The sequence below is a fragment of the Mycetocola reblochoni REB411 genome, assembly GCF_900163835.1.
GTDB lineage: Bacteria > Actinomycetota > Actinomycetes > Actinomycetales > Microbacteriaceae > Mycetocola_B > Mycetocola_B reblochoni.
Map to the genome: position 1 here is coordinate 1 of NZ_FUKR01000058.1, position 24,318 is coordinate 24,318.

At 72.1% G+C, this 24,318-nt stretch carries 21 protein-coding genes; 13 read left to right on the forward strand and 8 right to left on the reverse strand.

What is annotated here, in order from left to right; translation table 11 throughout:
* Nucleotides 1-119 precede the first annotated feature (119 nt).
* The 8 genes from FM119_RS10470 to FM119_RS10505 all read left to right on the forward strand — a co-directional run bounded on the left by FM119_RS10470 (nucleotide 120) and on the right by FM119_RS10505 (nucleotide 8,074).
* Entirely contained in the window at nucleotides 120-1,634 is a 1,515-nt protein-coding gene (locus tag FM119_RS10470; RefSeq protein WP_087137876.1) for an ABC transporter ATP-binding protein, read from the forward strand.
* Complete coding sequence (locus FM119_RS10475; protein WP_087137878.1) at nucleotides 1,631-2,959, forward strand: ABC transporter permease; 1,329 nt, start codon at nucleotides 1,631-1,633, stop codon at nucleotides 2,957-2,959. The genes FM119_RS10470 and FM119_RS10475 overlap by 4 nt, the downstream gene beginning before the upstream one ends.
* Nucleotides 2,956-4,242 carry an ABC transporter permease gene (locus FM119_RS10480; RefSeq protein ID WP_087137880.1) on the forward strand — a complete coding sequence of 429 codons (1,287 nt, stop codon included), beginning with the start codon at nucleotides 2,956-2,958 and terminating at the stop codon, nucleotides 4,240-4,242. Before FM119_RS10475 ends, FM119_RS10480 begins: the two co-directional genes overlap by 4 nt.
* Nucleotides 4,239-4,682: a cytidine deaminase gene (locus tag FM119_RS10485; RefSeq protein WP_087137882.1), complete on the forward strand. Its 444-nt coding sequence runs from the start codon at nucleotides 4,239-4,241 to the stop codon at nucleotides 4,680-4,682. Before FM119_RS10480 ends, FM119_RS10485 begins: the two co-directional genes overlap by 4 nt.
* Before the next feature lie 103 nt (nucleotides 4,683-4,785).
* On the forward strand, nucleotides 4,786-6,093 hold the full coding sequence (locus tag FM119_RS10490) for a thymidine phosphorylase (protein WP_087137884.1): 1,308 nt from the start codon (nucleotides 4,786-4,788) through the stop codon (nucleotides 6,091-6,093).
* 72 nt (nucleotides 6,094-6,165) lie between these two features.
* Nucleotides 6,166-7,305 (forward strand): adenosine deaminase, encoded by a 1,140-nt coding sequence (locus FM119_RS10495; protein WP_087137886.1) that lies wholly within the window; start codon nucleotides 6,166-6,168, stop codon nucleotides 7,303-7,305.
* Between the two features lie 47 nt (nucleotides 7,306-7,352).
* Nucleotides 7,353-7,805 carry a PTS sugar transporter subunit IIA gene (locus FM119_RS10500; RefSeq protein WP_087137888.1) on the forward strand — a complete coding sequence of 151 codons (453 nt, stop codon included), beginning with the start codon at nucleotides 7,353-7,355 and terminating at the stop codon, nucleotides 7,803-7,805.
* Nucleotides 7,802-8,074, forward strand: coding sequence for a PTS sugar transporter subunit IIB (locus tag FM119_RS10505; protein ID WP_087137890.1), 273 nt, complete (start codon nucleotides 7,802-7,804; stop codon nucleotides 8,072-8,074). Before FM119_RS10500 ends, FM119_RS10505 begins: the two co-directional genes overlap by 4 nt.
* Nucleotides 8,075-8,111: 37 nt before the next feature.
* On the opposite strand, the gene FM119_RS10510 is transcribed toward FM119_RS10505, so the two are convergent.
* Nucleotides 8,112-9,788 carry a phospho-sugar mutase gene (locus FM119_RS10510; protein ID WP_087137892.1) on the reverse strand — a complete coding sequence of 559 codons (1,677 nt, stop codon included), beginning with the start codon at nucleotides 9,786-9,788 and terminating at the stop codon, nucleotides 8,112-8,114.
* Nucleotides 9,785-10,618 (reverse strand): purine-nucleoside phosphorylase, encoded by an 834-nt coding sequence (locus tag FM119_RS10515; protein WP_087137893.1) that lies wholly within the window; start codon nucleotides 10,616-10,618, stop codon nucleotides 9,785-9,787. The genes FM119_RS10510 and FM119_RS10515 overlap by 4 nt, the downstream gene beginning before the upstream one ends.
* Before the next feature lie 127 nt (nucleotides 10,619-10,745).
* Here FM119_RS10515 and FM119_RS10520 point away from each other — a divergent pair, with 127 nt between their 5' ends.
* Nucleotides 10,746-12,176, forward strand: a complete 1,431-nt coding sequence (locus tag FM119_RS10520) for an NAD(P)H-quinone dehydrogenase (RefSeq protein WP_087137895.1) — start codon at nucleotides 10,746-10,748, stop codon at nucleotides 12,174-12,176.
* 76 nt (nucleotides 12,177-12,252) lie between these two features.
* On the opposite strand, the gene FM119_RS10525 is transcribed toward FM119_RS10520, so the two are convergent.
* From FM119_RS10525 to FM119_RS10540, 4 genes are all read right to left on the reverse strand, one after another.
* Nucleotides 12,253-12,783, reverse strand: a complete 531-nt coding sequence (locus tag FM119_RS10525; protein WP_087137897.1) for a DUF1003 domain-containing protein — start codon at nucleotides 12,781-12,783, stop codon at nucleotides 12,253-12,255.
* Between the two features lie 130 nt (nucleotides 12,784-12,913).
* A complete protein-coding gene (locus FM119_RS10530) occupies nucleotides 12,914-15,037 on the reverse strand; it encodes a heavy metal translocating P-type ATPase (protein WP_087137899.1) in 2,124 nt (707 codons plus the stop codon).
* Between the two features lie 67 nt (nucleotides 15,038-15,104).
* Entirely contained in the window at nucleotides 15,105-16,871 is a 1,767-nt protein-coding gene (locus FM119_RS10535; protein WP_087137902.1) for an acetyl/propionyl/methylcrotonyl-CoA carboxylase subunit alpha, read from the reverse strand.
* A gap of 117 nt (nucleotides 16,872-16,988) precedes the next feature.
* Nucleotides 16,989-17,618: a Maf family protein gene (locus FM119_RS10540; protein WP_087137905.1), complete on the reverse strand. Its 630-nt coding sequence runs from the start codon at nucleotides 17,616-17,618 to the stop codon at nucleotides 16,989-16,991.
* Between the two features lie 65 nt (nucleotides 17,619-17,683).
* Between FM119_RS10540 and FM119_RS10545 the strand changes: the two genes are divergently transcribed.
* From FM119_RS10545 to FM119_RS10560, 4 genes are all read left to right on the forward strand, one after another.
* Nucleotides 17,684-18,931 carry a class I SAM-dependent RNA methyltransferase gene (locus FM119_RS10545; RefSeq protein WP_087137907.1) on the forward strand — a complete coding sequence of 416 codons (1,248 nt, stop codon included), beginning with the start codon at nucleotides 17,684-17,686 and terminating at the stop codon, nucleotides 18,929-18,931.
* A gap of 86 nt (nucleotides 18,932-19,017) precedes the next feature.
* Nucleotides 19,018-19,671: a response regulator gene (locus FM119_RS10550; protein WP_087137909.1), complete on the forward strand. Its 654-nt coding sequence runs from the start codon at nucleotides 19,018-19,020 to the stop codon at nucleotides 19,669-19,671.
* A complete protein-coding gene (locus tag FM119_RS10555) occupies nucleotides 19,668-20,906 on the forward strand; it encodes a sensor histidine kinase (protein ID WP_087137911.1) in 1,239 nt (412 codons plus the stop codon). The genes FM119_RS10550 and FM119_RS10555 overlap by 4 nt, the downstream gene beginning before the upstream one ends.
* Nucleotides 20,897-21,934, forward strand: a complete 1,038-nt coding sequence (locus FM119_RS10560) for a hypothetical protein (RefSeq protein WP_087137913.1) — start codon at nucleotides 20,897-20,899, stop codon at nucleotides 21,932-21,934. The genes FM119_RS10555 and FM119_RS10560 overlap by 10 nt, the downstream gene beginning before the upstream one ends.
* A gap of 438 nt (nucleotides 21,935-22,372) precedes the next feature.
* Here FM119_RS10560 and FM119_RS10565 read toward each other — a convergent pair whose 3' ends face one another.
* Complete coding sequence (locus FM119_RS10565) at nucleotides 22,373-22,597, reverse strand: acyl-CoA carboxylase subunit epsilon (RefSeq protein ID WP_087137915.1); 225 nt, start codon at nucleotides 22,595-22,597, stop codon at nucleotides 22,373-22,375.
* Entirely contained in the window at nucleotides 22,594-24,201 is a 1,608-nt protein-coding gene (locus FM119_RS10570) for an acyl-CoA carboxylase subunit beta (RefSeq protein WP_087137917.1), read from the reverse strand. Before FM119_RS10570 ends, FM119_RS10565 begins: the two co-directional genes overlap by 4 nt.
* Nucleotides 24,202-24,318: the final 117 nt, after the last annotated feature.

A 24,318-nucleotide genomic window follows, 5' to 3' on the forward strand; every position in this document is an offset into this window, starting at 1 on the left:
CCGCCGCACCCCCTCCTCCGCACCGCCGGTCACCGTCGACCGGCATCCCCGGCCGTCAGGCGGCCGGCCAGCCCGAGCACACTCCCCGCACACTCTGCACTCTGAAGGGTGACCACCCCATGACCCTGGAACTCCGAGGGATCACCAAGCGCTTCGGCGCACTCGTGGCCAACGACCACATCGACCTCCGGGTCGAGGCGGGCAGCATCCACTGCCTGCTCGGCGAGAACGGCGCGGGCAAGTCCACGCTGATGAACGTCCTGTACGGCCTCTACCAGGCCGACGAGGGCGAGATCGTCCTCGACGGCGTCGTCCAGGACTTCGCCGGACCGGGTGACGCCCGCCGCGCGGGCATCGGGATGGTCCACCAGCACTTCATGCTCGTCCCCGTCTTCACCGTCGCCGAGAACGTCATGCTCGGCCACGAGCAGACCGGTTTCGCCGGGCGGCTCGACCTGGCCGCCGCCAGGGCGAAGGTCCGCGAGATCTCCGAGCGCTTCGGCTTCGACATCGACCCCGACGCCGTGGTCGAGGACCTGCCGGTCGGCGTCCAGCAGCGGGTCGAGATCATCAAGGCGCTGTCGCAGCGGGCGAAGGTCCTCGTCTTCGACGAGCCGACCGCGGTGCTGACCCCCCAGGAGACCGACGAGCTCATGGCCATCATGGAGCAGCTGAAGGCCGAGGGCACCGCCATCGTCTTCATCACCCACAAGCTCCGCGAGGTGCGCCGCGTCGCCGACACCATCACCGTCATCCGGCTGGGGAAGGTCGTCGGCCAGGCGGAGCCGACCGCGACGAACGCCGAGCTGGCCACCCAGATGGTCGGCCGCGCCGTCGAGCTGACCGTGCAGAAGGCGCCGGCCACCCCCGGCGCCCCGGCGCTGGTCGTCGAGAACCTCACCGTCGTCGACGATAACGGCCTCAAGGTCGTCAACGACGTCAGCTTCACCGTCCACGAGGGCGAGATCCTCGCCATCGCCGGTGTCCAGGGCAACGGCCAGACCGAGCTGACGGAGGCCCTCATCGGGCTGCAGAGCGCGGCGGAGGGCAGGGTCAGCCTGGGAGGGCGCGAGCTCACCGGCCTTACCGTGCGGCAGGCGCTCGACGAGGGCATCGGCTTCGTGCCGGAGGACCGCACCCACGACGGCCTCGTCGGCGAGTTCACCATCGCGGAGAACCTCATGCTCGACCGCTCGACGGGTGCGCCGTTCGTGCGCGCAGGCTCGGTGCAGTACGGCGTGCTCAACGCCTTCGCGGAGGAGAAGAAGGCCGAGTTCGACATCAGGGCCGCCTCCATCCAGACCGCGGCGGGCCGCCTCTCCGGCGGCAACCAGCAGAAGGTCGTGCTGGCACGCGAGCTCAGCCGCGACCTCAAACTCTTCGTCGCCGCGCAGCCGACGCGCGGCATCGACGTCGGCTCGATCGAGTTCGTGCACAAGCGCATGGTCGCCACGAGGGACGCGGGCGTGCCCGTGATCGTGGTCTCCACGGAGCTCGACGAGGTCGCGGCGCTTGCCGACCGGATCGCCGTCATGTACCGCGGCGAGATCGTCGGCATCGTGCCAGGAACAACGTCCAGAGACACCCTCGGTCTCATGATGGCGGGCGAACGCCCGGAAGGAATCGTCGAATGAGCGGCAGCACCCCCACCGACCCCGGCCGCGGGGACGCGGCAGACGGCACAGGGACGGCGGCACCCGCCGCCGAGGCAGCCGCCGCCGCGGCACCCGCCTCCGGAGGGCGACCCGTCGTGCCGCCGCGCGCGGAGCCGACGCTCCTGAGCCGGATCAGCCAGTCCAGCGTCACCGTCACGGTGCTCGCGCTCGTCCTCGGGCTCGTCGCCGGCGGCATCCTCATCGCCGTCACCAACAGCCAGGTGCAGGCCACGGCCGGATACTTCTTCGCCAGGCCGACGGACTTCTTCGCCGCCGTGTGGCAGGCCGTCGCCGGCGGCTACGGCGCGCTGTTCCAGGGCTCGGTGTACAACATCAACCGGCCGGACTTCCTCTCGGGGATCCGGCCGCTCATGGACACCCTCACCTTCGCCACACCGCTCATCGCGGCGGCGCTCGGCGTCGGGCTGGCGTTCCGCGTCGGGCTGTTCAACATCGGCGGTCGCGGACAGATGCTCATCGCCGCCGCCGCCGCGGGCTGGGTGGGCTCGACGATGAACCTGCCGTGGGGTCTGCACATGATCCTCGCCGTCGTCGCCGGCCTGATCGGCGGGGCGGTGTGGGGAGGGCTCGTCGGCTTCCTCAAGGCCCGCACGGGTGCGCACGAGGTGATCCTCACGATCATGCTCAACTACATCGCGTTCTACCTGCTCGCGTTCCTGCTGCGCACCCCCGGGCTGCTGCAGGCGCCGGACTCCTCGAACCCCAAGTCGGGGCCGATGGCCGACACCGCGGTGTTCCCGAAGATCCTCGGCGACCGCTACAACCTGCACTTCGGCTTCATCCTGGTCATCCTGGCGACGATCTTCGTCTGGTGGCTGCTCAACCGCTCGGCGCTCGGCTTCCGGTTCCGCGCCGTCGGGGAGAACCCCGAGGCGTCCCGGGTCGCCGGCATCAACGTCAACAACGTGTACATCTACGCGATGCTGCTCGCCGGTGCCCTCGCGGGCCTCGGCGGGGCCTCTCAGGTGCTCGGGAGCGTGACCAGCGGGGTGACCAGCGGCATCGACGCCGGCATCGGCTTCGACGCCATCACCGTCGCGCTGCTTGGACGCTCCCGGCCGTGGGGCATCTTCGCCGCCGGTGTGCTGTTCGGCGCGCTGAAGGCGGGCAGCTTCAGCATGCAGGCCGCGCAGGGCATCCCCATCGACATCGTCACCGTCGTCCAGGCGGTCGTCGTGCTCATGATCGCGGCGCCGCCGCTGGTGCGCTCGATCTTCTTCCTCAACCGCCCGGCGCGCCGCGCCGCCGCGGCCAGCCGTCTCCCGGAGGTGAGCGCCAAATGAGCGTGACCACGCCGTCCCCCGAGCTCTCCGTCAGCGCCTCGCTGGAGTCCGCGACCGTCAAGAACTGGAAGGCGCCCATCGTCTTCGCGGTGTTCAGCGTCATCGCCGTGGTCGTCTTCGTCGGCTTCCGTCGCGAGGGCGTCAGCGAGTTCCGCTTCGCCACGGGGAGCGACTTCTTCGCCATCCCCCCGCTCGTCGTGGGCTCGACCCCGGCGACGATCGTGCTCAGCGTGCTGCTGCTCGCCCTGACCGGCTACTCGGTCTGGCGCACCTCCACGGCCAGGACCACGCCGATCTGGCTGGTCAGCCTCTTCGGCGTCCTCTTCGTCGCCGACTTCCTCGCCTGGGTGGTCGCGGGCAACTTCATCAACGCCACGGGACTGCTGCTCGGCTCGATCGCCCTCAGCGCCCCGCTGATCTTCGGCGCGCTCGGCGGCGTCATCTCCGAGCGGGTCGGCGTCGTCAACGTCGCCATCGAGGGGCAGCTGCTCGCCGGGGCGTTCACCTCGGCGATGGTCGCGTCCATGACGGGCAACGCCCTCGTCGGGCTCCTCGCGGCGATGGTCGCGGGCGTGCTCGTCGGCATGGTGCTCGCGGTGTTCTCGATCCGCTACCTCGTCGAGCAGGTCATCGTCGGCGTCGTGCTCAACGTGCTGGTGGCCGGCCTGACCGGTTTCCTCTACTCGACGGTGATGGGCTCCAACGAGGCGCTGTTCAACTCCCCGCCGAAGCTGCCGCAGCTCCCGATCCCCGTGCTCAGCGAGATCCCCGTGATCGGGCCGATCCTGTTCCGCCAGACGCTCATCATCTACCTGATGTACGTGGCGATCTTCCTCGTCTGGTGGGGGCTGTACAAGACCAAGTGGGGTCTGCGCCTCCGTGCCGTCGGCGAGCACCCTCAGGCCGCCGACACCGTCGGGATCCGGGTCAACATGACCCGCTTCTGGAACGTCTCGCTCGCCGGCGCGATCGCCGGGCTCGGCGGGGCGTACTTCACCCTCGGCTCGGTCGGCGGGTTCACCAAGGAGATGACCGCGGGAGCCGGGTTCATCGCCCTCGCCGCCGTCATCTTCGGCCGCTGGGACCCGATCAAGGCCACGCTCGCCGCGCTGCTGTTCGGCTTCGCCAGCAACCTGCAGAACGTCCTCGGAGCGATCGGCTCGCCGGTGCCCAGCGAGTTCATGCTGATGCTGCCCTACGTGATCACGATCCTCGCCGTGGCCGGCTTCGTCGGACAGTCACGGGGGCCTGCGGCCTCGGGGAAGGCGTACGTCAAGCAATGACCGAGACACCCGCGACCCGTCCGCCGGGCGGCGGCCCCGTCACCGACGAGGTCTGGGACCGCCTGCACGCGGGAGCCGTCGACGCGCTCACGCACGCCTACGTCCCCTACTCGCACTTCCCCGTCGGGGTGGCGGCGCTCGTCGACGACGGCCGGATCATCGCCGGGGCGAACGTCGAGAACGCCAGCTACGGGGTGACGCTGTGCGCCGAGTGCTCGCTCGTCTCCGCGCTGCACATGGGCGGGGGAGGCAAACTCGTCGCCTTCGTCTGCATCGACGGCGCGGAGCAGGCGCTCATGCCCTGCGGCCGCTGCCGCCAGCTGTTGTTCGAGCATGCCGCCCCCGGCATGCTGCTGAAGACGGTGTCGGGGATCCGCACCATCGACGAGGTGCTTCCCGACGCCTTCGGGCCGAGCACCCTCGCCGCGTACGCCGGCTGAGCAGCGCGCCGGCGCCGAACGCCGGCATCCGCCACACGCAGGGCCGACCGGCCCGACGACAGGCCGGGACCACGAGGAACGGCCGAGACCAGGAGGACGCACCATGACCACCGAGCAGCGCACTGTCGAGCCCTTCGACGCCGTCGACCTCATCCGACGCAAGCGCGACCGCGGCGAGCTGACCACGGAGGAGATCCGCTGGCTCGTCGACGCCTTCACCCGGGGCTACGTCGTCGACGAGCAGATGTCGGCCCTGGCCATGGCGATCCTGCTCAACGGCATGGGCCGACGCGAGATCAAGGACCTGACGCTGGCGATGATCGACTCGGGCGAGCGCCTGAACTTCGACGGGCTCGGCAAGACGACGGTCGACAAGCACTCGACCGGAGGCGTCGGCGACAAGATAACCCTCCCGCTGATGCCCCTCGTGGCCGCGTTCGGTGTCGCCGTGCCGCAGCTGTCGGGGCGGGGGCTCGGGCACACCGGCGGCACGCTCGACAAGCTGGAGTCGATTCCCGGCTGGCGCGCTGACCTCAGCAACGCCGAGATCAGGGAGCAGCTGCGCGACGTCGGAGGCGTCATCTGCGCGGCGGGCGCCGAGCTCGCACCGGCGGACAAGCGGCTCTACGCCCTGAGGGACACCACGGGAACCGTCGAGGCGATCCCGCTCATCGCCTCGAGCATCATGTCGAAGAAGATCGCCGAGGGCACCGCCGCGCTCGTCCTGGACGTCAAGTTCGGCTCGGGCGCCTTCATGCGCGAGTACGACCGTGCCGAGGAGCTGGCGCGCACCATGGTCGAGCTGGGGCGCGACGCCGGGGTGAACACCGCCGCGCTGCTGACCGACATGAACGCGCCGCTCGGCCTCGCGATCGGCAACGCCAACGAGGTCCGCGAGTCCGTCGAGGTCCTCGCCGGCGGCGGGCCGGCCGACGTGGTCGAGCTGACCGTCGCCCTCGCCCGCGAGATGCTCGCCCAGGCCGGGCAGCCGGACGCCGACGTCGAGGCCGCCCTCGCCGACGGACGGGCGATGGACGTCTGGCGTCGTTTCGTCGTCGCCCAGGGCGGAGACCCGGACGCCGCACTGCCGGAGCCGCGGCACACCCACACGGTGAGGGCCGAGGCGGCGGGCGTGGTCGCCGGCCAGGAGGCGCTGCCGTTCGGGATCGCCGCGTGGAGGCTCGGCGCCGGGCGCGCCAGGCAGCAGGATCCGGTCGTGCATGCGGCAGGCATCGACCTGCACGTCAAGCCGGGCGACGCGGTCGTGGCGGGGCAGCCGCTCTACACCCTGTCCGCCGACGAGGAGGGCCGCTTCCCCCGCGCGCTGGAGGCGCTCGAGGGCGCGCTGACGCTCGATGCCCCCGGCACCGAGGTCTCGCGCGGCCCGATCGTCGCGGCCCGCATCGGCTGAGGCGTGTGAACAGCGCGTGCACGGCCGCGACACGCGCTGTTCCGCACCCGTCGCGGCGGCTAGTCTGAGGGTATGAGCGCAGCCCCCGAGTTCCAGCTTTCCGACGGCGTCAACCTGCAGGCACTGCCGAAGGTGTCGCTGCACGACCACCTGGACGGGGGACTGCGGCCCGCGACGATCATCGAGCTGGCCCCGGCGGCCGGCGTCGAGCTGCCCGCCGACGACCCCGACGAGCTCGCCGAGTGGTTCGTCGCCCAGTCCACCTCCGGCAGCCTCGTCGAGTACCTGAAGACCTTCGACCTCACCACCGCCGTCATGCAGACGGCCGACAACCTCGAGCGCATCGCACGCGAGTTCGTCCAGGACCTCGCCGCGGACGGCGTGATCTACGGCGAGATCCGCTGGGCGCCCGAGCAGCACCTCGCCGGGGGGCTCACCCTCGACGAGGCGGTCGAGGCCGTGCAGTCGGGCATCGAGCAGGGCATCGACGACGTCGAGTCCGCCGGGGGGTACATCCGCATCGGCCAGCTCATCACGGCGATGCGCCACGCGGACCGCGCCCTCGAGATCGCCGAGCTGGCCGTCCGGCACCGTGACTCCGGTGCCGTCGGCTTCGACATCGCCGGCGCCGAGGCCGGATTCCCGCCGAGCCGCCACCGCCTCGCCTTCGACTACCTCGCGGCCGCGCACTTCCCCGTGACCGTGCACGCGGGCGAGGCCGACGGCCTGGACTCCATCTCCGGCGCCCTCGTCGACGGCCGTGCGCTCCGACTCGGCCACGGCGTCCGGCTGGCGGAGGACATCGAGACGGTCCGCAGCGACGCGGAGAACAGCTACGTGGCGCTCGGCGAGCTGTCCCAGTGGGTGAAGGACCGCGAGATCCCGCTCGAGCTCAGCCCGACGTCCAACCTGCAGACCGGGGCCGTGCAGGAGTGGGGCGACGACCTCGTCGACCACCCCTTCGACCTGCTTTACCAGCTCGGCTTCCGCGTCACGGTCAACGTCGACAACCGGACGATGAGCGGCACGAGCCTGACGCGCGAGCTGGCCCTGCTCTCGGACGCCTTCGGCTACGACCTGGACGACATCGAGAACTTCCAGGTGAACGCCGCGCGCGCCGCGTTCCTGCCGCTGGAGGACCGCGAGGAGCTCGTCGAGGCGATTCTCGACGGCTTCGAGGACGCCGCGGAGGGTGTGCGCTCCGCTCGGTAGTAATCTGGTGGTCCCAGCTCCGCGACGACGAAGTGAGTTCACAGCCCATGCCCCTGCCTCCTCTGCCGGCATCCGCGATCAGCCTGCGCGCCGAGGCGGCCGACTGGCGTCAGGCCGTCGCACGCGCGGGCGAGGCCCTGGAGCGGTCGGGTGCGACGCTCGCCGGGTACGCGGACCGCATGGTCGAGGTGATCACCGCCTACGGCGCCTACGTCGTGGTCGCGCCGGGACTCGCCCTCGTGCATGCACGCCCCGGCGATGACGTGCTCAGCGAGGGCATCGCCGTCGTCACGCTCGCCGAGCCGGTGAGCTTCGGACACCCCTACAACGACCCGGTGAGCGTCGTCGTCGCCGTCGCGAGCGTGTCCAACGACGAGCACGTCACGAGCGTCGCCGAGCTCGCCAACGTCTTCAACGACCCGCAGGCGGTCCCGCGGCTGGCCGCCGCGACGAGCGTCGACGAGGTCAGCAGGCTGTTCGCGGAAGGAGAGGCCGGATGAGGATCGTCGCCGTCTGCGGTGTCGGGGTGGGCAGCTCCGCCATCCTCAAGCTGAACGCCGAGCGGGCGCTGGCCCGGCTCGGGCTGACCGCCGACGTCTCGGCGAGCGACATCGACTCGGTGGGGGTGTCCGCGGCCGACGCCCAGGTGATCCTCACCTCGCCCGAGCTGGTCGATCGGATCGGCCCGACCGCGGCCGACGTCGTGGTGATCGAGAACTACTTCGACCTCGACGAGGTCACCCGCAAGGTCGAGGACGCGCTGTCCTGAGCGGGCGCGGGGCCGGGCGGCCCCGCGCGTCGCGGCCTCAGGACCCGGGAGCGACCTCGGCGACGATGGCGGACAGGTCCGTCCGGATCGCCTCGAGTAGCGGTGCGGCCCGGTTCGCGGCGTCGACCCGGACGTCGAGGTAGAACTTCAGTTTCGGCTCGGTGCCGCTCGGCCGTGCCATGACCCGGGACCCGCCGGCGAGCACGAAGCGGAGCGCGTCGGTGCTGGGGCCCTCGTCGGGGTGCAGCAGGTCGTCGACCCGGTCGACGGCGAGTCCGCCGAGGACCGTGGGCGTTTCGGCGCGCAGCCGCGCCATGACGGCGCCGATGATGCCGAGGTCCTCGACGCGCACCGACAGCTGGGAGCTGGCGAAGTGGCCGAAGCGCTCCGCGAACTCGTCGAGCAGCCCGGCGATGCTGCCGCCGTCCGCCGCGGTGCGCTCGGCCAGGTCGAGGAACGCCACAGCCGCGGAGATGCCGTCCTTATCGCGCAGCGTGCCGGGGTTCACCAGGTAGCCCAGCGCCTCCTCGTAGCCGAACAGCAGCCCGGGCACGCGGGAGACCCACTTGAACCCGGTGAGCGTCTCGACGAACTCGAGGCCGTAGGCGCTGGCGACCTCACCGAGCGCGGGGGAGGAGACGATGGACGCCGCCAGAGCGCCGCCCGTGCCGAGCCCGTGCGCCGTCTGAGCCGCCTGCCAGCCGAGCAGCCAGCCGACCTCGTTGCCGCTGAGCTGCCGGTAGCCGCCCTCGGCCGCGGCGTCGGGGATCGCGACGGACATGCGGTCGGCGTCGGGGTCGTTGGCGATGATGAGGTCGGCGTGGGCAGCCACCGCGTCGCGGACGGCGAGGTCGAGCGCGCCGGCCTCCTCCGGGTTGGGGAACGCGACGGTGGGGAAGGCGGCGTCCGGGTCGCGCTGCTCGACGACCGGCTCGATGCCGGAGAAGCCGGCGCGCTCGGCGACGGCGGCGAAGGTCTCCCAACCGACGCCGTGCATGGCCGTGTAGACCACGCGCAGGCTCGCCCTGGTGTCGCGCGGGGACGCGAGCGAGGCGGTCGCGGCGACGTAGGCGTCGACGACGTCCTCCGTGGCGATCGCGTAGTCGTCCGAGCGGGGCAGCTCCGTGACACGCTCCTGCTCGGCGACGGCGGTGATCGCCGCGGCGATGGCGCTGTCCGCGGGCGGGACGATCTGCGAGCCCTCATCGGCCCCGCCCAGGTAGACCTTGTAGCCGTTGTCGCGCGGGGGGTTGTGGCTCGCCGTGACCATGACGCCGGCGGAGGCGTCGAGCTCGCGCACGGCGAAGGCGAGCACGGGCGTCGGCAGCAGGCGGGGGAGCAGGATCGCCCTCAGGCCGGCCCCGGCGACGATCTCCGCGGTGTCGCGGGCGAAGACGTCGGAGTTGGTCCTGCCGTCGTAGCCGATGACCACAGACGGGGTCGTGCCCGGCTCGGCCCGCTCGGCCAGGTAGCGGGCCAGTCCGGCGGCCGCCTGCGAGACGAGCACGCGGTTCATGCCGGTCGGGCCCGCCTGGACGGGGCCGCGCAGCCCGGCGGTGCCGAAGGCGAGGCGGGAGGAGAAGCGCTCGGTGAGCTCGCCGAGTGCGGCCTCGTCGCCGCCCTGCGCGGCCTCGATGAGCGCGGTCAGCTCGGCCCTGGTCGTCGCGTCCGGGTCCTGGGCGACCCAGTCGACGGCCGCGGTGATGGCGCTCACAGCGCCGCCACGATCCGGGCCAGCAGCGCGCTGATGCCCGCCTCGGCGGTCTGGCCGGCCTCGATGACCTCCTCGTGCGACAGCGGCGTCGACTGGATGCCCGCGGCGAGGTTGGTGATCAGTGACAGGCCGAGCACCTCCATGCCCGCCTCGCGGGCGGCGATCGCCTCGAGCGCGGTCGACATGCCGACGATGTCGCCGCCGATGGTCCTGGCCATCCGCACCTCGGCGGGCGTCTCGTAGTGCGGGCCGCGGAACTGCGTGTACACGCCCTCGTCCAGGCTCGGGTCGATGCCGTGCGCGATGGCGCGCAGGCGCGAGGAGTACAGGTCGGTGAGGTCGACGAAGGTGGCGCCCTCGAGCGGAGAGTCCGCGGTGAGGTTGATGTGGTCGCTGATGAGGACGGGCGTCCCCGGCGTCCAGTGCTCGTTGATCCCTCCCGCGCCGTTGGTGAGGATCATCGTCGACGCGCCGGTGGCCGCGGCGGTGCGGACGCTGTGCACGACGCGGCGGACGCCGTGCCCCTCGTAGTAGTGCGTGCGCGCGCCGATGACGAGCGCCCTGGTGCCGTTCTCCAGCAGGATCGAGCGGATCGTCCCGGTGTGTCCCGCGAGCGCGGGGCGGGAGAAACCGGTGATCTGCTCGGCGGGGACGGTCGCGGTTGTCTCTCCGATGAGGTCCGCGGCCTTGCCCCAGCCGCTGCCGAGGGTGAGGGCGATGTCGTGACGGTCGACGCCGGTCGCGGCCGCGATGTCTGCGGCCGCCTGGGCGGCGATCTCGGCCGGCCGGGCGGCCGGGTCGTCCAAGGGGTTCTGTGCTGTGTGGGCCATGGACCAACTGTAGCCGCGGGCGGGGACGCTGGGACGGCGCCCTGCGGGCTGCTCCGATGAGCGCGGTGGGGTTCCGCGGCCGCTCCCCATTTGGTCCGCCCCGCGCGGCCGCGAGAGAATGGGAGGCATGGCGAACGAGTTCGAACGGATCCAGCGGGTTGTCGTCGTCGGCGGCGGTCCCGGCGGCTACGAGGCGGCTCTCGCCGGAGCCCAGCTCGGCGCGGAGGTGACGCTCGTGGAGCGCGGCGGCGTCGGCGGCGCGGCGGTCATGACCGACGTCGTCCCGTCGAAGAGCCTCATCGCCACGGCGGAGGCGGCGAGCGCGATCGGCGGCGCCGGCGACCTCGGCGTCCAGTTCTTCGGGCGCACGCCGGAGGGCAGGCCGCTGCGCGTCGAGACGGCCGTCAACCTCGCCGCCGTGAACAAGCGTCTGCTCGGCCTCGCCCGTCAGCAGTCGGAGGACATGCGCACTGCCCTCGTCCGCGCGGGGGTGCGCATCGTCAACGGCCAGGGCCGGCTGGACGGCGACCGGAGGGTGGTCGTGTCGACGGGGCGCGGCGGCACCGACTTCGACGAGCTCGAGGCTGACACGATCGTCGTCGCCGTCGGCGCCAGGCCGCGGCGCCTGGACAGCGCCCAGCCGGACGGCGAACGGATCCTCACCTGGACGCAGCTCTACGACCTGCAGGCGATCCCCGAGCACCTCATCGTCGTCGGCTCCGGGGTGACCGGTGCCGAGTTCGCCTCGGCCTACCGTGCGCTGGGCGCGAAGGTGACGCTCATCTCCAGCCGCGACCAGGTCCTGCCCGGCGAGGACGCCGACGCGGCCGAGGTGATCGAGCGGGTGTTCACCCGCAACGGCATGACGGTGCTCAACCGCTCGCGGGCGGAGAGCGTGGTGCGCACCGAGGACGGCGTCGTCGCGACCCTCACCGACGGGCGGACCGTCGAGGGCAGCCACTGCCTCATGGCGGTCGGCTCGATCCCCAACACGGAGGACCTGGGCCTGGCGGAGGCGGGTGTGCAGCTGACCGAGTCCGGTCACATCCGCGTCAACCGCGTGGCCAGGACGAGCGTGCCCAACATCTACGCCGCCGGGGACTGCACCACGTCGATGCCGCTCGCTTCCATCGCCTCCATGCAGGGGCGCACGGCGATGATGCACGCGATGGGCGATGCGGTGCACCCGATCGAGCTGCGCAACGTCGCCGCGAACATCTTCACGCAGCCGGAGATCGCGACGGTCGGCTGGACCCAGCGCCAGATCGAGGACGGCATCGCGCAGGGGGAGATCTACAAGATCGCCCTCGCCTCGAACCCGAGGGCGAAGATGATCGGGATCAAGGACGGCTTCGTCAAGCTGTTCGCCCGGACCGGCTCCGGGACGGTGATCGGCGGCGTGATCGTCGCGCCGAAGGCGTCGGAGCTGATCTTCCCTCTCGCCCTCGCCGTGGAGCACAGGCTCAACGTCGACCAGGTGGCGAGCGCCTTCACGGTGTACCCCTCGCTGAGCGGCTCGATCGTCGACGCCGCCCGCGCGATGCACATCGTCTCCTAGCCGGAGCCGGAGCCGGAGCCGGAGCCGGAGCCGGAGCCGGAGCCGGAGCCGGAGCGTCGGACGCGGCCGAGGGCCGTCAGCGCGGGGCGTCCCGCCGCGTCCGATCGTCGGAGGAGTCGTCGCCGGTCAGCCGGTCGTTCAGCTCGCCGACCTGCTTGCGCAGGCGCTGCACCTCCTTGAGCAGCTCGGCCGAGCCGAGGCGGACGTCGACGAGCTCACGGGCGATGTACTCGGTGTCGGCCACGTTGCGCTCGGCGCGGATGCGGTCCTGCTCGTTCTGCACGCGGTCGCGCTCGACCTGCCGGGTCTGCGCCAGCAGGATCAGCGGCGAGGAGAACGACGCCTGGATCGACAGCAGCAGGGTCAGGAAGGTGAAGGTGTAGGGGTCGAACCGCCACGGTGTGAGCGTGTTGATGATGATCCACACGGCCACGAAGACGACCATGATCGCCAGGAACAGCGGCCGGCCGAAGAACATCGCCACCGCCTCGGAGGCGCGGCCGAGGGCGTCGGTGCTCTCGAGGTCGCCGCTGCGCGGCGCGCGTCTGCCCGCCTGTGGTGTCGCCAGGTCGGTGCTTCGACGGGTGAACAGTCCCTTGACGGCCATCGATTCTGCCTCTCCGAGTGGGCGGACGGGGGAGCCGCGGACCACCGGTGCCCCGGCCAGCGCCCGCCTGCGCCATCGTTCAGCATAACCGGGTCGTGCCCCGCCCCCGTTCGCCTGGTCCGCGGGGGTGTCAGGCGGACCGGGTCAGGGCGCTCCGCCTGATGCGCTGCGCGTTGAGGGCGACGATGACCGTCGAGGCGCTCATCAGCACGGCGCCGAGCGACATCGGCATGCTGATGCCGATCGGTGCGAGGACGCCGGCGGCGAGCGGCACGGCGGCGAGGTTGTAGCCGGCGGCCCACCAGAGGTTCTCCGTCATGATGCGGTAGCTCCGCCTGGACAGCTCGCGCACCGCCGCGATGGCGCGGGGGTCGTCGCCGCTGAGCACGATCTGCGCGGAGTCGATGGCGACGTCCGTCCCCGCCCCGATGGCGAGGCCGACGTCGGCCCTGGCGAGGGCGGGGGCGTCGTTGACGCCGTCACCGACCATCGCCACGACCTCTCCGCGGCTCTGCAGCTCGGCGATCATGGCCGACTTGTCGGTCGGCCGCAGCCCCGCGTGCACCTCGGTGATGCCGAGCTCGGCCGCGACCGTGTCCGAGACGGCCGCCGTGTCCCCGCTGGCCATGACGACGTGGACGCCGTCGTCGCGAAGCGTCTGGACGGCCTCGGCCGACTCCGGGCGGATCGTGTCGACGACGCGGAGCAGCCCGACCAGCTCGTCGCCGTAGCGGACGTACAGCACCGTGCCGCCGGCGAGCAGGGCCCCGTCCGCCTCGGCCGGGACGGCGATCCCCGCGTCGTCGAGCATCCGCGGCCCGCCGATCGCCGCGTCGACCCCGGCGATGAAGCCGGTCATCCCTGTGGAGGCCTCGGACCTGGCGTCCGTGGCGTCGGGCACGCTCACGCCGGTGGCGGTCGCCTCGGCGCGGACGGCCCGGGCGATCGGGTGCTCGCTGTCGTGCTCGAGCGCGGCCGCGACGGCGAGGACGCGCGGCGCACTCCACTCCGCGTCGAGCGGGACGATCCGGTCCACGCGGGGGGACCCCGCGGTGAGCGTGCCCGTCTTGTCGAAGACGACCGTGGTGACCTGGCGCATGCGCTCCAGGGCGACCCTGTCGGCGATGAGGATGCCGTGGCGTGCGGCCTGGCCGCTGGCGATCGCGACGACGAGGGGGATCGCCAGGCCGAGGGCGTGCGGGCAGGCGATGACGAGCACCGTGATGGTGCGGATGGTGGCGTCGTCGGGGCGGCCGAGGGCGAGCCATACGACGGCGGTGAGCACGGCCGCGCCGAGCGCGAACCAGAACAGCCAGGCCGCGGCCCTGTCGGCCAGCCGCTGCGTCGGGGTCGTGGAGCTCTGTGCCTCCTGCACCAGCGCGCGGATCCCGGCGACGGTGGTCGCCTCGCCCGTGGCCTCGACCCGGACGCGGAGGGCGCCGTCGGTCGAGATGGAGCCCGCGACGACGCGGTCGCCCGCGCGCCGGGTGACGGGCACCGACTCGCCGGTGATGAGGGACTCGTCCACCTCCGCCCTGCCGTCCATGACGCGGCCGTCGGCGGGGATGCGCCCGCCCGGCCTGACCAGGACGTCGTCGCCGGGGGTGAGATCGGCGACGGGGACGGTGGTCGTGGTGCGTCCGTCGGGGCCGATGCGGTCGGCGGTGTCGGGCAGGAGTGAGGCGATCGACTCGAGGGCGTCGCCCGTCTTCGCCAGTGCGGCCATCTCGACCCAGTGGCCGAGCAGCATGATCACGACCAGGAGTGCGAGCTCCCACCAGAAGCTGAGCTCGTGCCCGACCAGGCCGATGCTCGAGGCGAGGGAGGAGAGGAACGCCACCGTGATGGCCAGCGCGACCAGGAGCATCATGCCGGGTCGCCTGGCCACGATCTCGTCCTTCGCCCCGAGGAGGAAGGGCGAGCCGCCCCAGAGGTACATCACCGTTCCGAGGAGGGGGGACACCCAGGCGAGGGAGTCGGGGACCGCGTGCTCCGCACCGAACAGCATCCAGAACCCGGAGCTGGCGGCGATGGTGGGGATCGCGAGCGCGAGCATGATCCAGAACAGTCGCCGGAAGTGGGCCGCGTGGCCGGCGTGGCCCCCGTGCCCGGCGTGGTCCATGCCCGCCATGCCGGCATGGCCCTCGTGTCCGTGGCGGTCCATGCCGGTCATGCCTGCGGCAGGGTCCGTGTGCGCCGCGTGCTCCTGGTGTGCCGTGTGTCCCTCGCGAGGGTCGTGTCCTGGCGTGCTCATGACTCGACCCTATACCCCCATGGGGTATAGGGTCGAGTGCGTGTCGACGGCCGCGGCCGGGCGGCGGTCAGTCGACGATGCGGAGCAGCTGGTGGCCGGCCGGAACCGTCTGTCCGACGGGCGCATCGATGGAGCGGACCGTCCCGTCGCGGTGCGCGGTGATCGGCTGCTCCATCTTCATCGCCTCGAGGACGACCACCAGGTCGCCCTTGACGACCGTCGCGCCGTCCTCGACCGCGAGCTTCACGACGGTTGCCTGCATCGGCGACGTCACCGACTCGCCCGTCGCCGCGGCGGACTGGCTGCGCTTGCCGCGCTTGGCAGGTGCGTGGGCGCCGCGCCTCGCCTGGCCGCCCGCGGCTGCGAGCAGCGACTCGGGCAGGGACACCTCGAGGCGCTTGCCGCCGACCTCGACCGTCACCGAGTGCCGCTCCGTCGCCTCGGAGGAACTCGCGACCTCACCGTTCCACGGCTCGATGTCGGCCTGGAACTCCGTCTCGATCCAGCGCGTGTAGACGCCGAAGGCGCCGTTCTCCGCGGTGAACGCGGGGTCGCGCACGACCGCCCTGTGGAACGGCAGCACGGTCGGAAGGCCGGACACCTCGAACTCGTCAAGCGCGCGGCGGCTGCGCTCGAGCGCCTGCTCGCGCGTGGCGCCGGTGACGATGATCTTGCCGAGCAGCGAGTCGAACGCGCCCGAAATCTCGTCGCCGGCGGTCACGCCGCTGTCGACGCGGATGCCGGGGCCGCCGAACGTCTTGAACGCGGTGACGGGGCCGGGCTGGGGGAGGAAGCCGCGGCCGGGGTCCTCCCCGTTGATGCGGAACTCGAAGGAATGCCCGCGCGGAGCCGGGTCGTCGTAGTCGAGCACGCCGCCCTCGGCAAGACGGAACTGCTCGCGCACGAGGTCGAGGCCGGTGACCTCTTCGGACACGGGGTGCTCCACCTGGAGGCGCGTGTTCACCTCGAGGAAGGAGACGGTGCCGTCCTGCCCGATGAGGAACTCGCACGTGCCCGCGCCGACGTAGCCGACCTCGCGCAGGATGGCCTTGGACGAGGTGTACAGCAGAGCCGTCTGCTCCGCGGTGAGGAACGGTGCGGGGGCCTCCTCGACGAGCTTCTGGTGGCGGCGCTGCAGCGAGCAGTCGCGCGTGGACACGACGACGACGTTGCCGTGTGCGTCGGCGAGGCACTGGGTCTCGACGTGACGCGGCTTGTCGAGGTACTTCTCGACGAAGCACTCGCCCCTGCCGAACGCGGCGACGGCCTCGCGCGTGGCCGAGTCGAACAGCTCGGCCACCTCGTCGCGGTCCCTGGCGACCTTGAGGCCGCGGCCGCCACCGCCGAACGCCGCCTTGATGGCGACGGGAAGGCCGAACTCGTCGACGAAGTCGAGGACCTCCTCCGCGCCGGAGACCGGGTTGAGCGTCCCGGGGGCGAGCGGGGCCTTCACCTTCTCGGCGATGTGCCTGGCCGACACCTTGTCGCCGAGCAGCTCGATGGCGTCCGGCGACGGCCCGATCCAGACCAGGCCCGCGTCGATGACCGCGCGCGCGAAGTCGGCGTTCTCGGCGAGGAAGCCGTAGCCGGGGTGCACGGCGTCCGCGCCGGATCGGCGGGCCACGGAGAGCAGCTTGTCGATGACGAGGTAGGTCTCCGCGCTGGTCGAGCCGTTGAGCGCGTAGGCCTCGTCGGCGAGGCGGACGTGCAGGGCGTCGCGATCCTGGTCGGCGTACACGGCGACCGAGGCGATGCCGCTGTCGGCTGCGGCGCGGATGACACGGACGGCGATCTCGCCACGATTGGCGATCAGAACTTTCGTAATACGGGGCACAGTCCTTTAGCCTATTCGCCGCCCGCCGCCGGGCTTTGGAATGGCGCGACAAAAAACCCGTCCGCGCGCGTGAACGTCTCTACAAATCCTCGGCCCGCGGCGGAGGGGACGGCCAGGTCAGCGGCCGGCCCGCAGCTCCGCCAGGCCCACCCCGAGCTCGGCCAGGGCGAGCCGGAGGCCGGGGAGCGACAGGCCGATGACCGCCGACGGTGCGCCGGAGACCGCGGCGATCAGCGGCGCGGCGAGGCCGTCGATGGTGAACGCGCCCGCCACCTCCAGCGGCTCGCCCGAGGCGACGTAGTCGAGGATCTCTTCCTCCGTGATGTCGTCGGCGAACCGCACCTCTGCCGCGTCGGTCCGCGTGACGGACGGTCGGTCCGGTGAGCGGGTGTCGATGAGGTGCAGGCCGCTCCACAGCACGCCGGTCGCCCCGCGGTTCTCCCGCCAGCGCGCCGCGGCCCGCTCGGCCGTGTGGGGCTTGCCGAGGCTGCGGCCGTCGAGAAGGAACGACGAGTCCCCGCCGAGGACGATGCCGTCGGCGCAGCGGTCCGCGACGGCCTCCGCCTTCGCCCTGGCCAGCAGGGCGACCATCTCCGGAGTGGTCATCTCACGGCCCAGACGCGCCTGCTCGCGTTCCACCGCCGCCGGCTCGTCAACCCGGGACGGGACGACGACCGGCTCGACGCCGATCTGAGCCAGCAGCGCCAGGCGGGCGGGAGAGGTGGAGGCGAGGTAGAGGCGCGTCATGTCCTGTGCTGTCCTTCGTCGAGGGGCGAATGGTGGTCGGGTGCGTTCCGTGTCATGCTCGACGGATGGACGAGCAGCACCCCCACGAGGTCGACCTGGAGATCACCGGAATCGCGCACGGAGGGGTGAGCGTCGCCCGGCTGGACGGGCGGGTCGTGTTCGTCACCGACACCCTACCCGGCGAGCGGGTGAGGGCCAGGCTCAGCGACACGAGCAAGCGGTCGTTCTGGCGCGCCGACACCGTCGAGGTGATCGAGGCGTCCCCCCACCGCACCGCGCACGTGTGGGCCGAGGCCGGCATCGACCGCGATCCGAGTGAGCGTGCCGGCGGTGCCGAGTTCGGGCACATCGCGCTCACCCACCAGCGCGCGCTGAAGGCGGAGGTGCTCACCGACTCCCTCGCCCGGTTCGCGGGACTGCGGCGCGACGTCGAGGTTCTCGGCGTCGAGGACGACGACGCGACCGACGGCACGGGGTGGCGCACCAGGGTCAGGGCGCACGTGGACGCCGACGGTGTCGTCGGGCCGTTCGCCTCCCGCAGCCACCGCGTCATCCCCGTGGCCGGCTACCCGCTCGCCGTTCCCGCGGCCGCCGCGCTCATCCCGTCCCGGCTCGCCCCCGGCACCGCCGAGTGGGTCGACGTCGTCGCCCCCTCCGCCGGCGAGCCGGTCGTGCTCACCGGCAGCGGCCGCACGCCGCACGGCGGTGCCGGGATCGTCGAGAGGGTCGGCGACCGGGAGTTCCGGCTCGACGCGTCGGGGTTCTGGCAGGTCCACCGCAACGCCGCGGCCGTGCTGTCCTCCGCCGTCGCCTCCGCCGTCGCGTCGGACGGGCGATTCGACCCCGCCGCGGCCAACCACGACCTCTACGGCGGCGTGGGACTTCTCGCCGCGGCGCTCGCCGGCGTCGGCGGGGCGTCCACCCGTGTGACGAGCGTGGAGTCCTCGGCGACGGCAACCGAGTTCGCCTCGGAGAACCTCGCCGACTGGATCGGGGCACGGGCCGAGACGGCCCGCGTCGACCGCTACCTCGACGGCCTGGCGCGCACCGCGTCGCCCCGCGAGCGCGAACGGCTCCGGGCGGCGACGATCGTGCTCGACCCGCCGCGGCAGGGGGCGGGGGCCGCGGTGGTGGACCGGCTGCTCGAGCTGCGGCCGCAGACCCTCGTGTACGTCGCCTGCGACCCGGTCGCGCTGTCCAGGGATCTCGGCCGCCTGCTCGCGGGCGGCTACGAGCTGGGCGGCCTCACCGGGTACGACCTCTTCCCGCACACCCACCACGTCGAGGCGGTCGCGGTGCTTCACCGCGGCTGAGCCGTGGCGGCCGGCGCTCCCGCCCGACGTCGCGCCCGCGCCGCGCCGTGCGGGACGGCGTCGCGGGGCTGGCTTAGCATGGACACGTGGTGACAGTATCGATCGTCGACGATCACGAGTCCGTCCGGCTCGGCCTGCAGGCGAGCCTGGAGACGGCCGGTTTCTCCGTCGAGCACAGCGTCCCCAGCGTCACCGAGCTCCTGCAGCGCGTGGCCGCAGCAGAGTCGGGTGCGGGCGACGTCGTCGTCCTCGACCTCTCCCTCGGCGACGGCAGGAGCGTCACCGAGAACGTCACGGCCGTGCAGTGCACCGGGGCGGCCGTGCTCATCCACAGCATCGCCGACCGCGTCCCCGCCGTGCGTGAGGCGCTCGCCGCCGGCGCGTCCGGGGTGGTCCCCAAGTCCTCGCCGATCTGCGACGTCGTCAACGCGATCGCGACGGTCGCCCGCGGCGAGGAGCTCAACAACCTGGAGTGGGCCTCCGTCGTCGGCGCCGACGACGAGTTCGCCCGCGTCCAGCTCGGGCCGAGGGAACGCGAGGTGCTCAACCTCTACGCCTCGGGTCTCCCGCTCAAGGCCGTCGCCGCTCAGCTGGGGATCGCACCGTCGACCGCGCGGGAGTATCTGGCGCGCGTCCGTGAGAAGTACGTCGAGGTCGGCAGGCCCGCCCCGACGAAGGTCGACCTGCTCCGCCGGGCGGTCGAGGACGGCATCCTGCCGTCGCTGACCGAGGGGACATGAGCCCCGACCGGCTGTTGCGCCCGCCGAGGGGCGTCGCGCCGCAGCCCGACTTCACGCTCCGACGGGTGCAGCGGCTGCTCCAGGTGTCGGTGGCGCTGTATGCGCTCGTGTTCGGCACGCAGTCGCTGTTCGTCGCACTGGGCGAGGGGACGGGGCTGCCCCCCGTGATCGGCGAGGTCGTCGTCGCGGTGTGCCACCTGCTCGTCGCCGGCGTCGCCGTGGCCGGGCTCCTCGGCAGGGGGGCGAGGCAGGTGAACGCCTGCTTCGCGATCGCGTACCTTCTCGTCATCGCGATGTGGCCGGTCCTCGGCAGCGCCTCCGACCCGATGGGACACCCCTGGACCTGGTTCCTCTGCTCCCTCGCCAGCGCGTGCGCCGTCCAGGCCGCGGGGCTCGTGGTCTCCGCCCTCTACGTGGCCGTCGCCTCGATCGGGTACGGCGCGGCCCAGTTCCTCGTGCTGCCCCGGTCCGAGGTGGCCACGACGACCGCGCTGTTGGACACCTCCTACGCGCTCATGATCGGCTACCTCATCGTCACGCTCTGGCTGATCTTCCGGACCGCGGCCGTCAGCCTCGACACGGCGAGGAACGCCGCCCTGGTGCGCTACGACGAGGTGGTGAGGCAGGACGTGGTCGGTGCGGAGCGGATCGCCGTCGACGCCCTCGTGCACGACTCGGTGCTCGCCGCGCTGCAGACCGCCGCCCGCGCCGAGGACGCCCCCGGCGGCCGGGCGGCACGGACCATGGCGGCGCGGGCCATCGCCGTGCTCGTCTCCTCACCCGACGTCGACCCGGACGAACTGCGCCAGCGCACCAGCGTCGCGTACCTGCGGAGGGAGCTCGCGTCGCGGGTCGCCGCATCCGGTGCGGGAGCGGTGTTCCGCGACCTGCTGTCGGCGGAGGGGGGCACGCTTCCGCGGGACGTCGCCGAGGCGCTCGTCCGGGCGGCGACGCAGGCACTGGAGAACAGCGTCGCTCACGCGGGCGGTCCCGGGGTCAACCGGTGCGTCACACTGCGCGGCGGTGCCGGGAACGTGGTGATCGTCGTCGAGGACGACGGGTCGGGCTTCGTCCCGGCCACGGTCGAGCCGCGCCGGCTCGGCCTGCGCGTCTCCATCATCGAGCGGATGGCCGTGTTCGGCGGCGACGTCACCCTGGACACGGCCCCGGGGGAGGGCACCAGGGTGGAGCTGCGCTGGCCCGCACCGCAGGACGGCGGTGCGACGTGGCGCTGAACAGGACGCTCCTCATCGCTCTTGCGGTCGTCTTCTCCGCCTACAACCTGGTGAGGGGCGTGATCACGCTGGGGCAGGCCCAGAGCCCGTGGCCCTCCGTCTGGGCGATGGCGCTGTATGCCACCGCGACGACGATCAGCCTGTGGCTGGGGATGAGGGGGCCGCTGCCGATCTGGGCGGCGGTCGTCAACCTGAGCACAGCCATCGTCGTCCCTGTGCTCGTGACGTCCCAGCTGGACGGCGGCGTCGACAACGGCTACGCGAGCTGGCACGTCGCCTCGATCGGGGCGCTCATGACAATCACGATCGTGCTGCGCCAGGAGGTGTTCGGCTGGGCGGGCATCCTCTTTTTGTCCGTGCAGACGGTGCTCTGGACGGGGCTGAGCACGGCCGTGGGGGTCGGCATCAGCGGTGCGCTGTTCTGGGGCGCGCTCGCCAGCCTCCTCACCAGGAGCCTGGTCGCCATCGACCGGCGGGCACGCGAGCTGGCCGACGCCGAGCGGGAGGCCGCGCGCTGGCAGGCCGTCCAGTGGGCGCACGACGCCGAGCGCACCGCGCGGCTGGAGCGGACGACGCGTGAGGCGATGCCCGTGCTCCGCGACGTCATCCTCGCCGGAGGCGTCCTGCCCGAGCGGCAGCGGGTCGAGGCGGGGATCATCGAGTCGGCGCTCCGCGACGAGATCCGCGGTCGCGCTCTGATCACCCCGCTCGTGCGGAGCCGGCTCGAGGAGATCCGGCGGCGCGGGACCCGGGTGGCCGTGCTCGACGAGGGCGGCCTGGACGAGATGGGTCCGCGCGAGCGCCTGCTCGTCCTCGACCGTCTCGCGGGGGAACTCGACGGCCTGGTGTGTGCCTCGCTCGTGGTCAGGACGGGGGCGACGGGGACGTCGACGGCGGTCACCGTCGTCGGGCTCGACCAGTCGCCCGACCCGGACGATCCGGAGGACGACGTCGTCGTCTGGGTCGAGATCCTCAGGGACGGCTCCGTCCTGCGACACCCGCTCGGTGAGGCGGCGACCGAACGCTGACCGCGGAGCGTCGCGTGCGCGTGGCGCGGGGCCACTCGCATCGGAGGGGTGGCTCCGGGTCGGGTGCGTATACGCGGTCCCGCGGGCGGCCGGGTTGCTCTGGGGCGGGTGCGGGTTCCGCGCGCGGAAGCCGGATGCGGCGTCCGGATGCCGGGTTCGCACTCCGGATGCGGCGTCCGACTGCGGCGTCCGACTGCGCGGTGACAACGGAAGAAGGGCCGTTCGTGACGAACGGCCCTTCCGTACCCCGGATCAGAGAGGCAACCCGAATGCCGATCCGATCCGTCCCCCAATAACTCACCCGTAACCCTTGTAAGGCGAGCACTTAGGTGGAGCCCCAGATTGGAACTCCGACGATTGCCATCATTCCGACCCGGGTACCCCGGCGATAGTCGTCACTTTGGGGGACACCGTCGCGCGCCCCGTCCCGCCGACCGGTCAGCGGCCGAAGTGCTGCCAGCGCCCCGGCCCCGGCTGCCAGGCGGAACGCATCGACCGCTGGCTCCGCGACCATGCGGTGGGCGCCCGCACGGCGGTCGCCTGCGCGCCGAGCGACTCCGACTCGACCGCGAGGGCGCTGAGCACGGCCGTGACCGCGGCGAGCTCCTCGTCGCTCGGCGAGCCGGAGACGAAACGGATCGCGCCGGAATCCTGGACGGTCACAGCGGGATGTTCCCGTGCTTCTTCTGCGGCAGGCTCGCGCGCTTGGTCCGCAGCGTGCGCAGGGCTTTCACCACAGACACGCGTGTCGCCGCCGGCTCGATGATCCCATCCAGCTCGCCGCGCTCGGCCGCGAGGAACGGGCTGGCCACGTTGTAGGTGTACTCGTTGGCCAGCCGCGTGCGCACCTCGTTGACGTCCTGGCCCGCGGCCTCGGCGTTCTTGATCTCGCCCCGGTAGAGGATGTTGACGGCACCCTGACCGCCCATGACCGCGATCTCCGCCGTCGGCCAGGCCAGGTTGATGTCCGCGCCGAGCTGCTTGGAGCCCATCACGATGTAGGCGCCGCCGTAGGCCTTGCGCAGGATCACCGTGACCAGCGGCACGGTGGCCTCGGCGTAGGCGTAGAGCAGCTTCGCGCCGCGTCGGATGACGCCCGTCCACTCCTGGTCGGTGCCGGGCAAGTAGCCGGGCACGTCGACGAGGGTGAGGATCGGGATCGAGAACGCGTCACAGAAGCGCACGAAACGGCTGGCCTTCTCGCCCGCCTCGATGTTGAGCGTCCCGGCCATCTGCGAGGGCTGGTTGGCGATGATGCCGACCGGCCTGCCCTCGACCCGTCCGAAGCCGATGACGATGTTCGGCGCGAACAGCGGCTGGACCTCGAGGAAGTCGCCGTCGTCGACGACGTGCTCGATGACGGTCTTGACGTCGTAGGGCTGATTGGCTGAGTCGGGGATGAGCGTGTTGAGCTCGCGGTCCTCGTCGGTGGTCTCGAGGATCGGGTCCGCGTCGTACGCCGGGGCGTCCGACATGTTGTTGTCGGGGAGGAAGCCGATGAGGGCCCTGGCGTAGCCGAGCGCGTCGTGCTCGTCCTCCGCCAGGTAGTGGGCGACGCCGGAGCGGGTGTTGTGCGTCAGCGCGCCGCCGAGCTCCTCCATGCCGACGTCCTCGCCGGTGACGGTCTTGATCACGTCGGGGCCGGTGACGAACATCTGGCTGGTCTTGTCGACCATGATCACGAAGTCGGTCAGGGCGGGGGAGTACACGGCGCCACCGGCGGCCGGTCCCATGATGATCGAGATCTGGGGGATGACGCCGGACGCGGCGGTGTTGCGGCGGAAGATCTCGCCGTACTTGCCGAGTGCGACCACGCCCTCCTGGATGCGCGCCCCTCCGGAGTCGAGGATGCCGATGATCGGCACGCCGATGCGCAGCGCCAGGTCCATCACCTTGATGATCTTCTCGCCGGCCACCTCGCCGAGGGAGCCGCCGAAGACGGTGAAGTCCTGCGCGTAGACCGCGACCTGGCGTCCGTTGATGGTGCCCGTCCCCGAGACGACGGCGTCGCCGTAGGGGCGCTTGGCGTCCATGCCGAAGGCGTGGGTGCGGTGCCGCACGAACTCGTCGAGCTCGACGAAGCTCCCCGGGTCGAGCAGCTCCTCGATGCGCTCGCGGGCGGTCAGCTTGCCCTTGGCGTGCTGCTTCGCGATCGCGGCCTCACCCGAGGCGACCACGGCCTCGTGGTATCGGTTCTGCAGGTCCCGGATCTTTCCGGCTGTGCTGCTGAGATCGGGGCCGTCGGCGCTGTTCAGGTCTTCGCTCACCCGACTCACTCTAGCGGGGCGCCCACCCCGCTCCTGTGGAGAATCGCGACAAGCCGATCCGCGTCGCGTTGTCGGGGTGCTCCTGCCGCTCGGCTCGGCCGCCGCCCGGACGGAGCG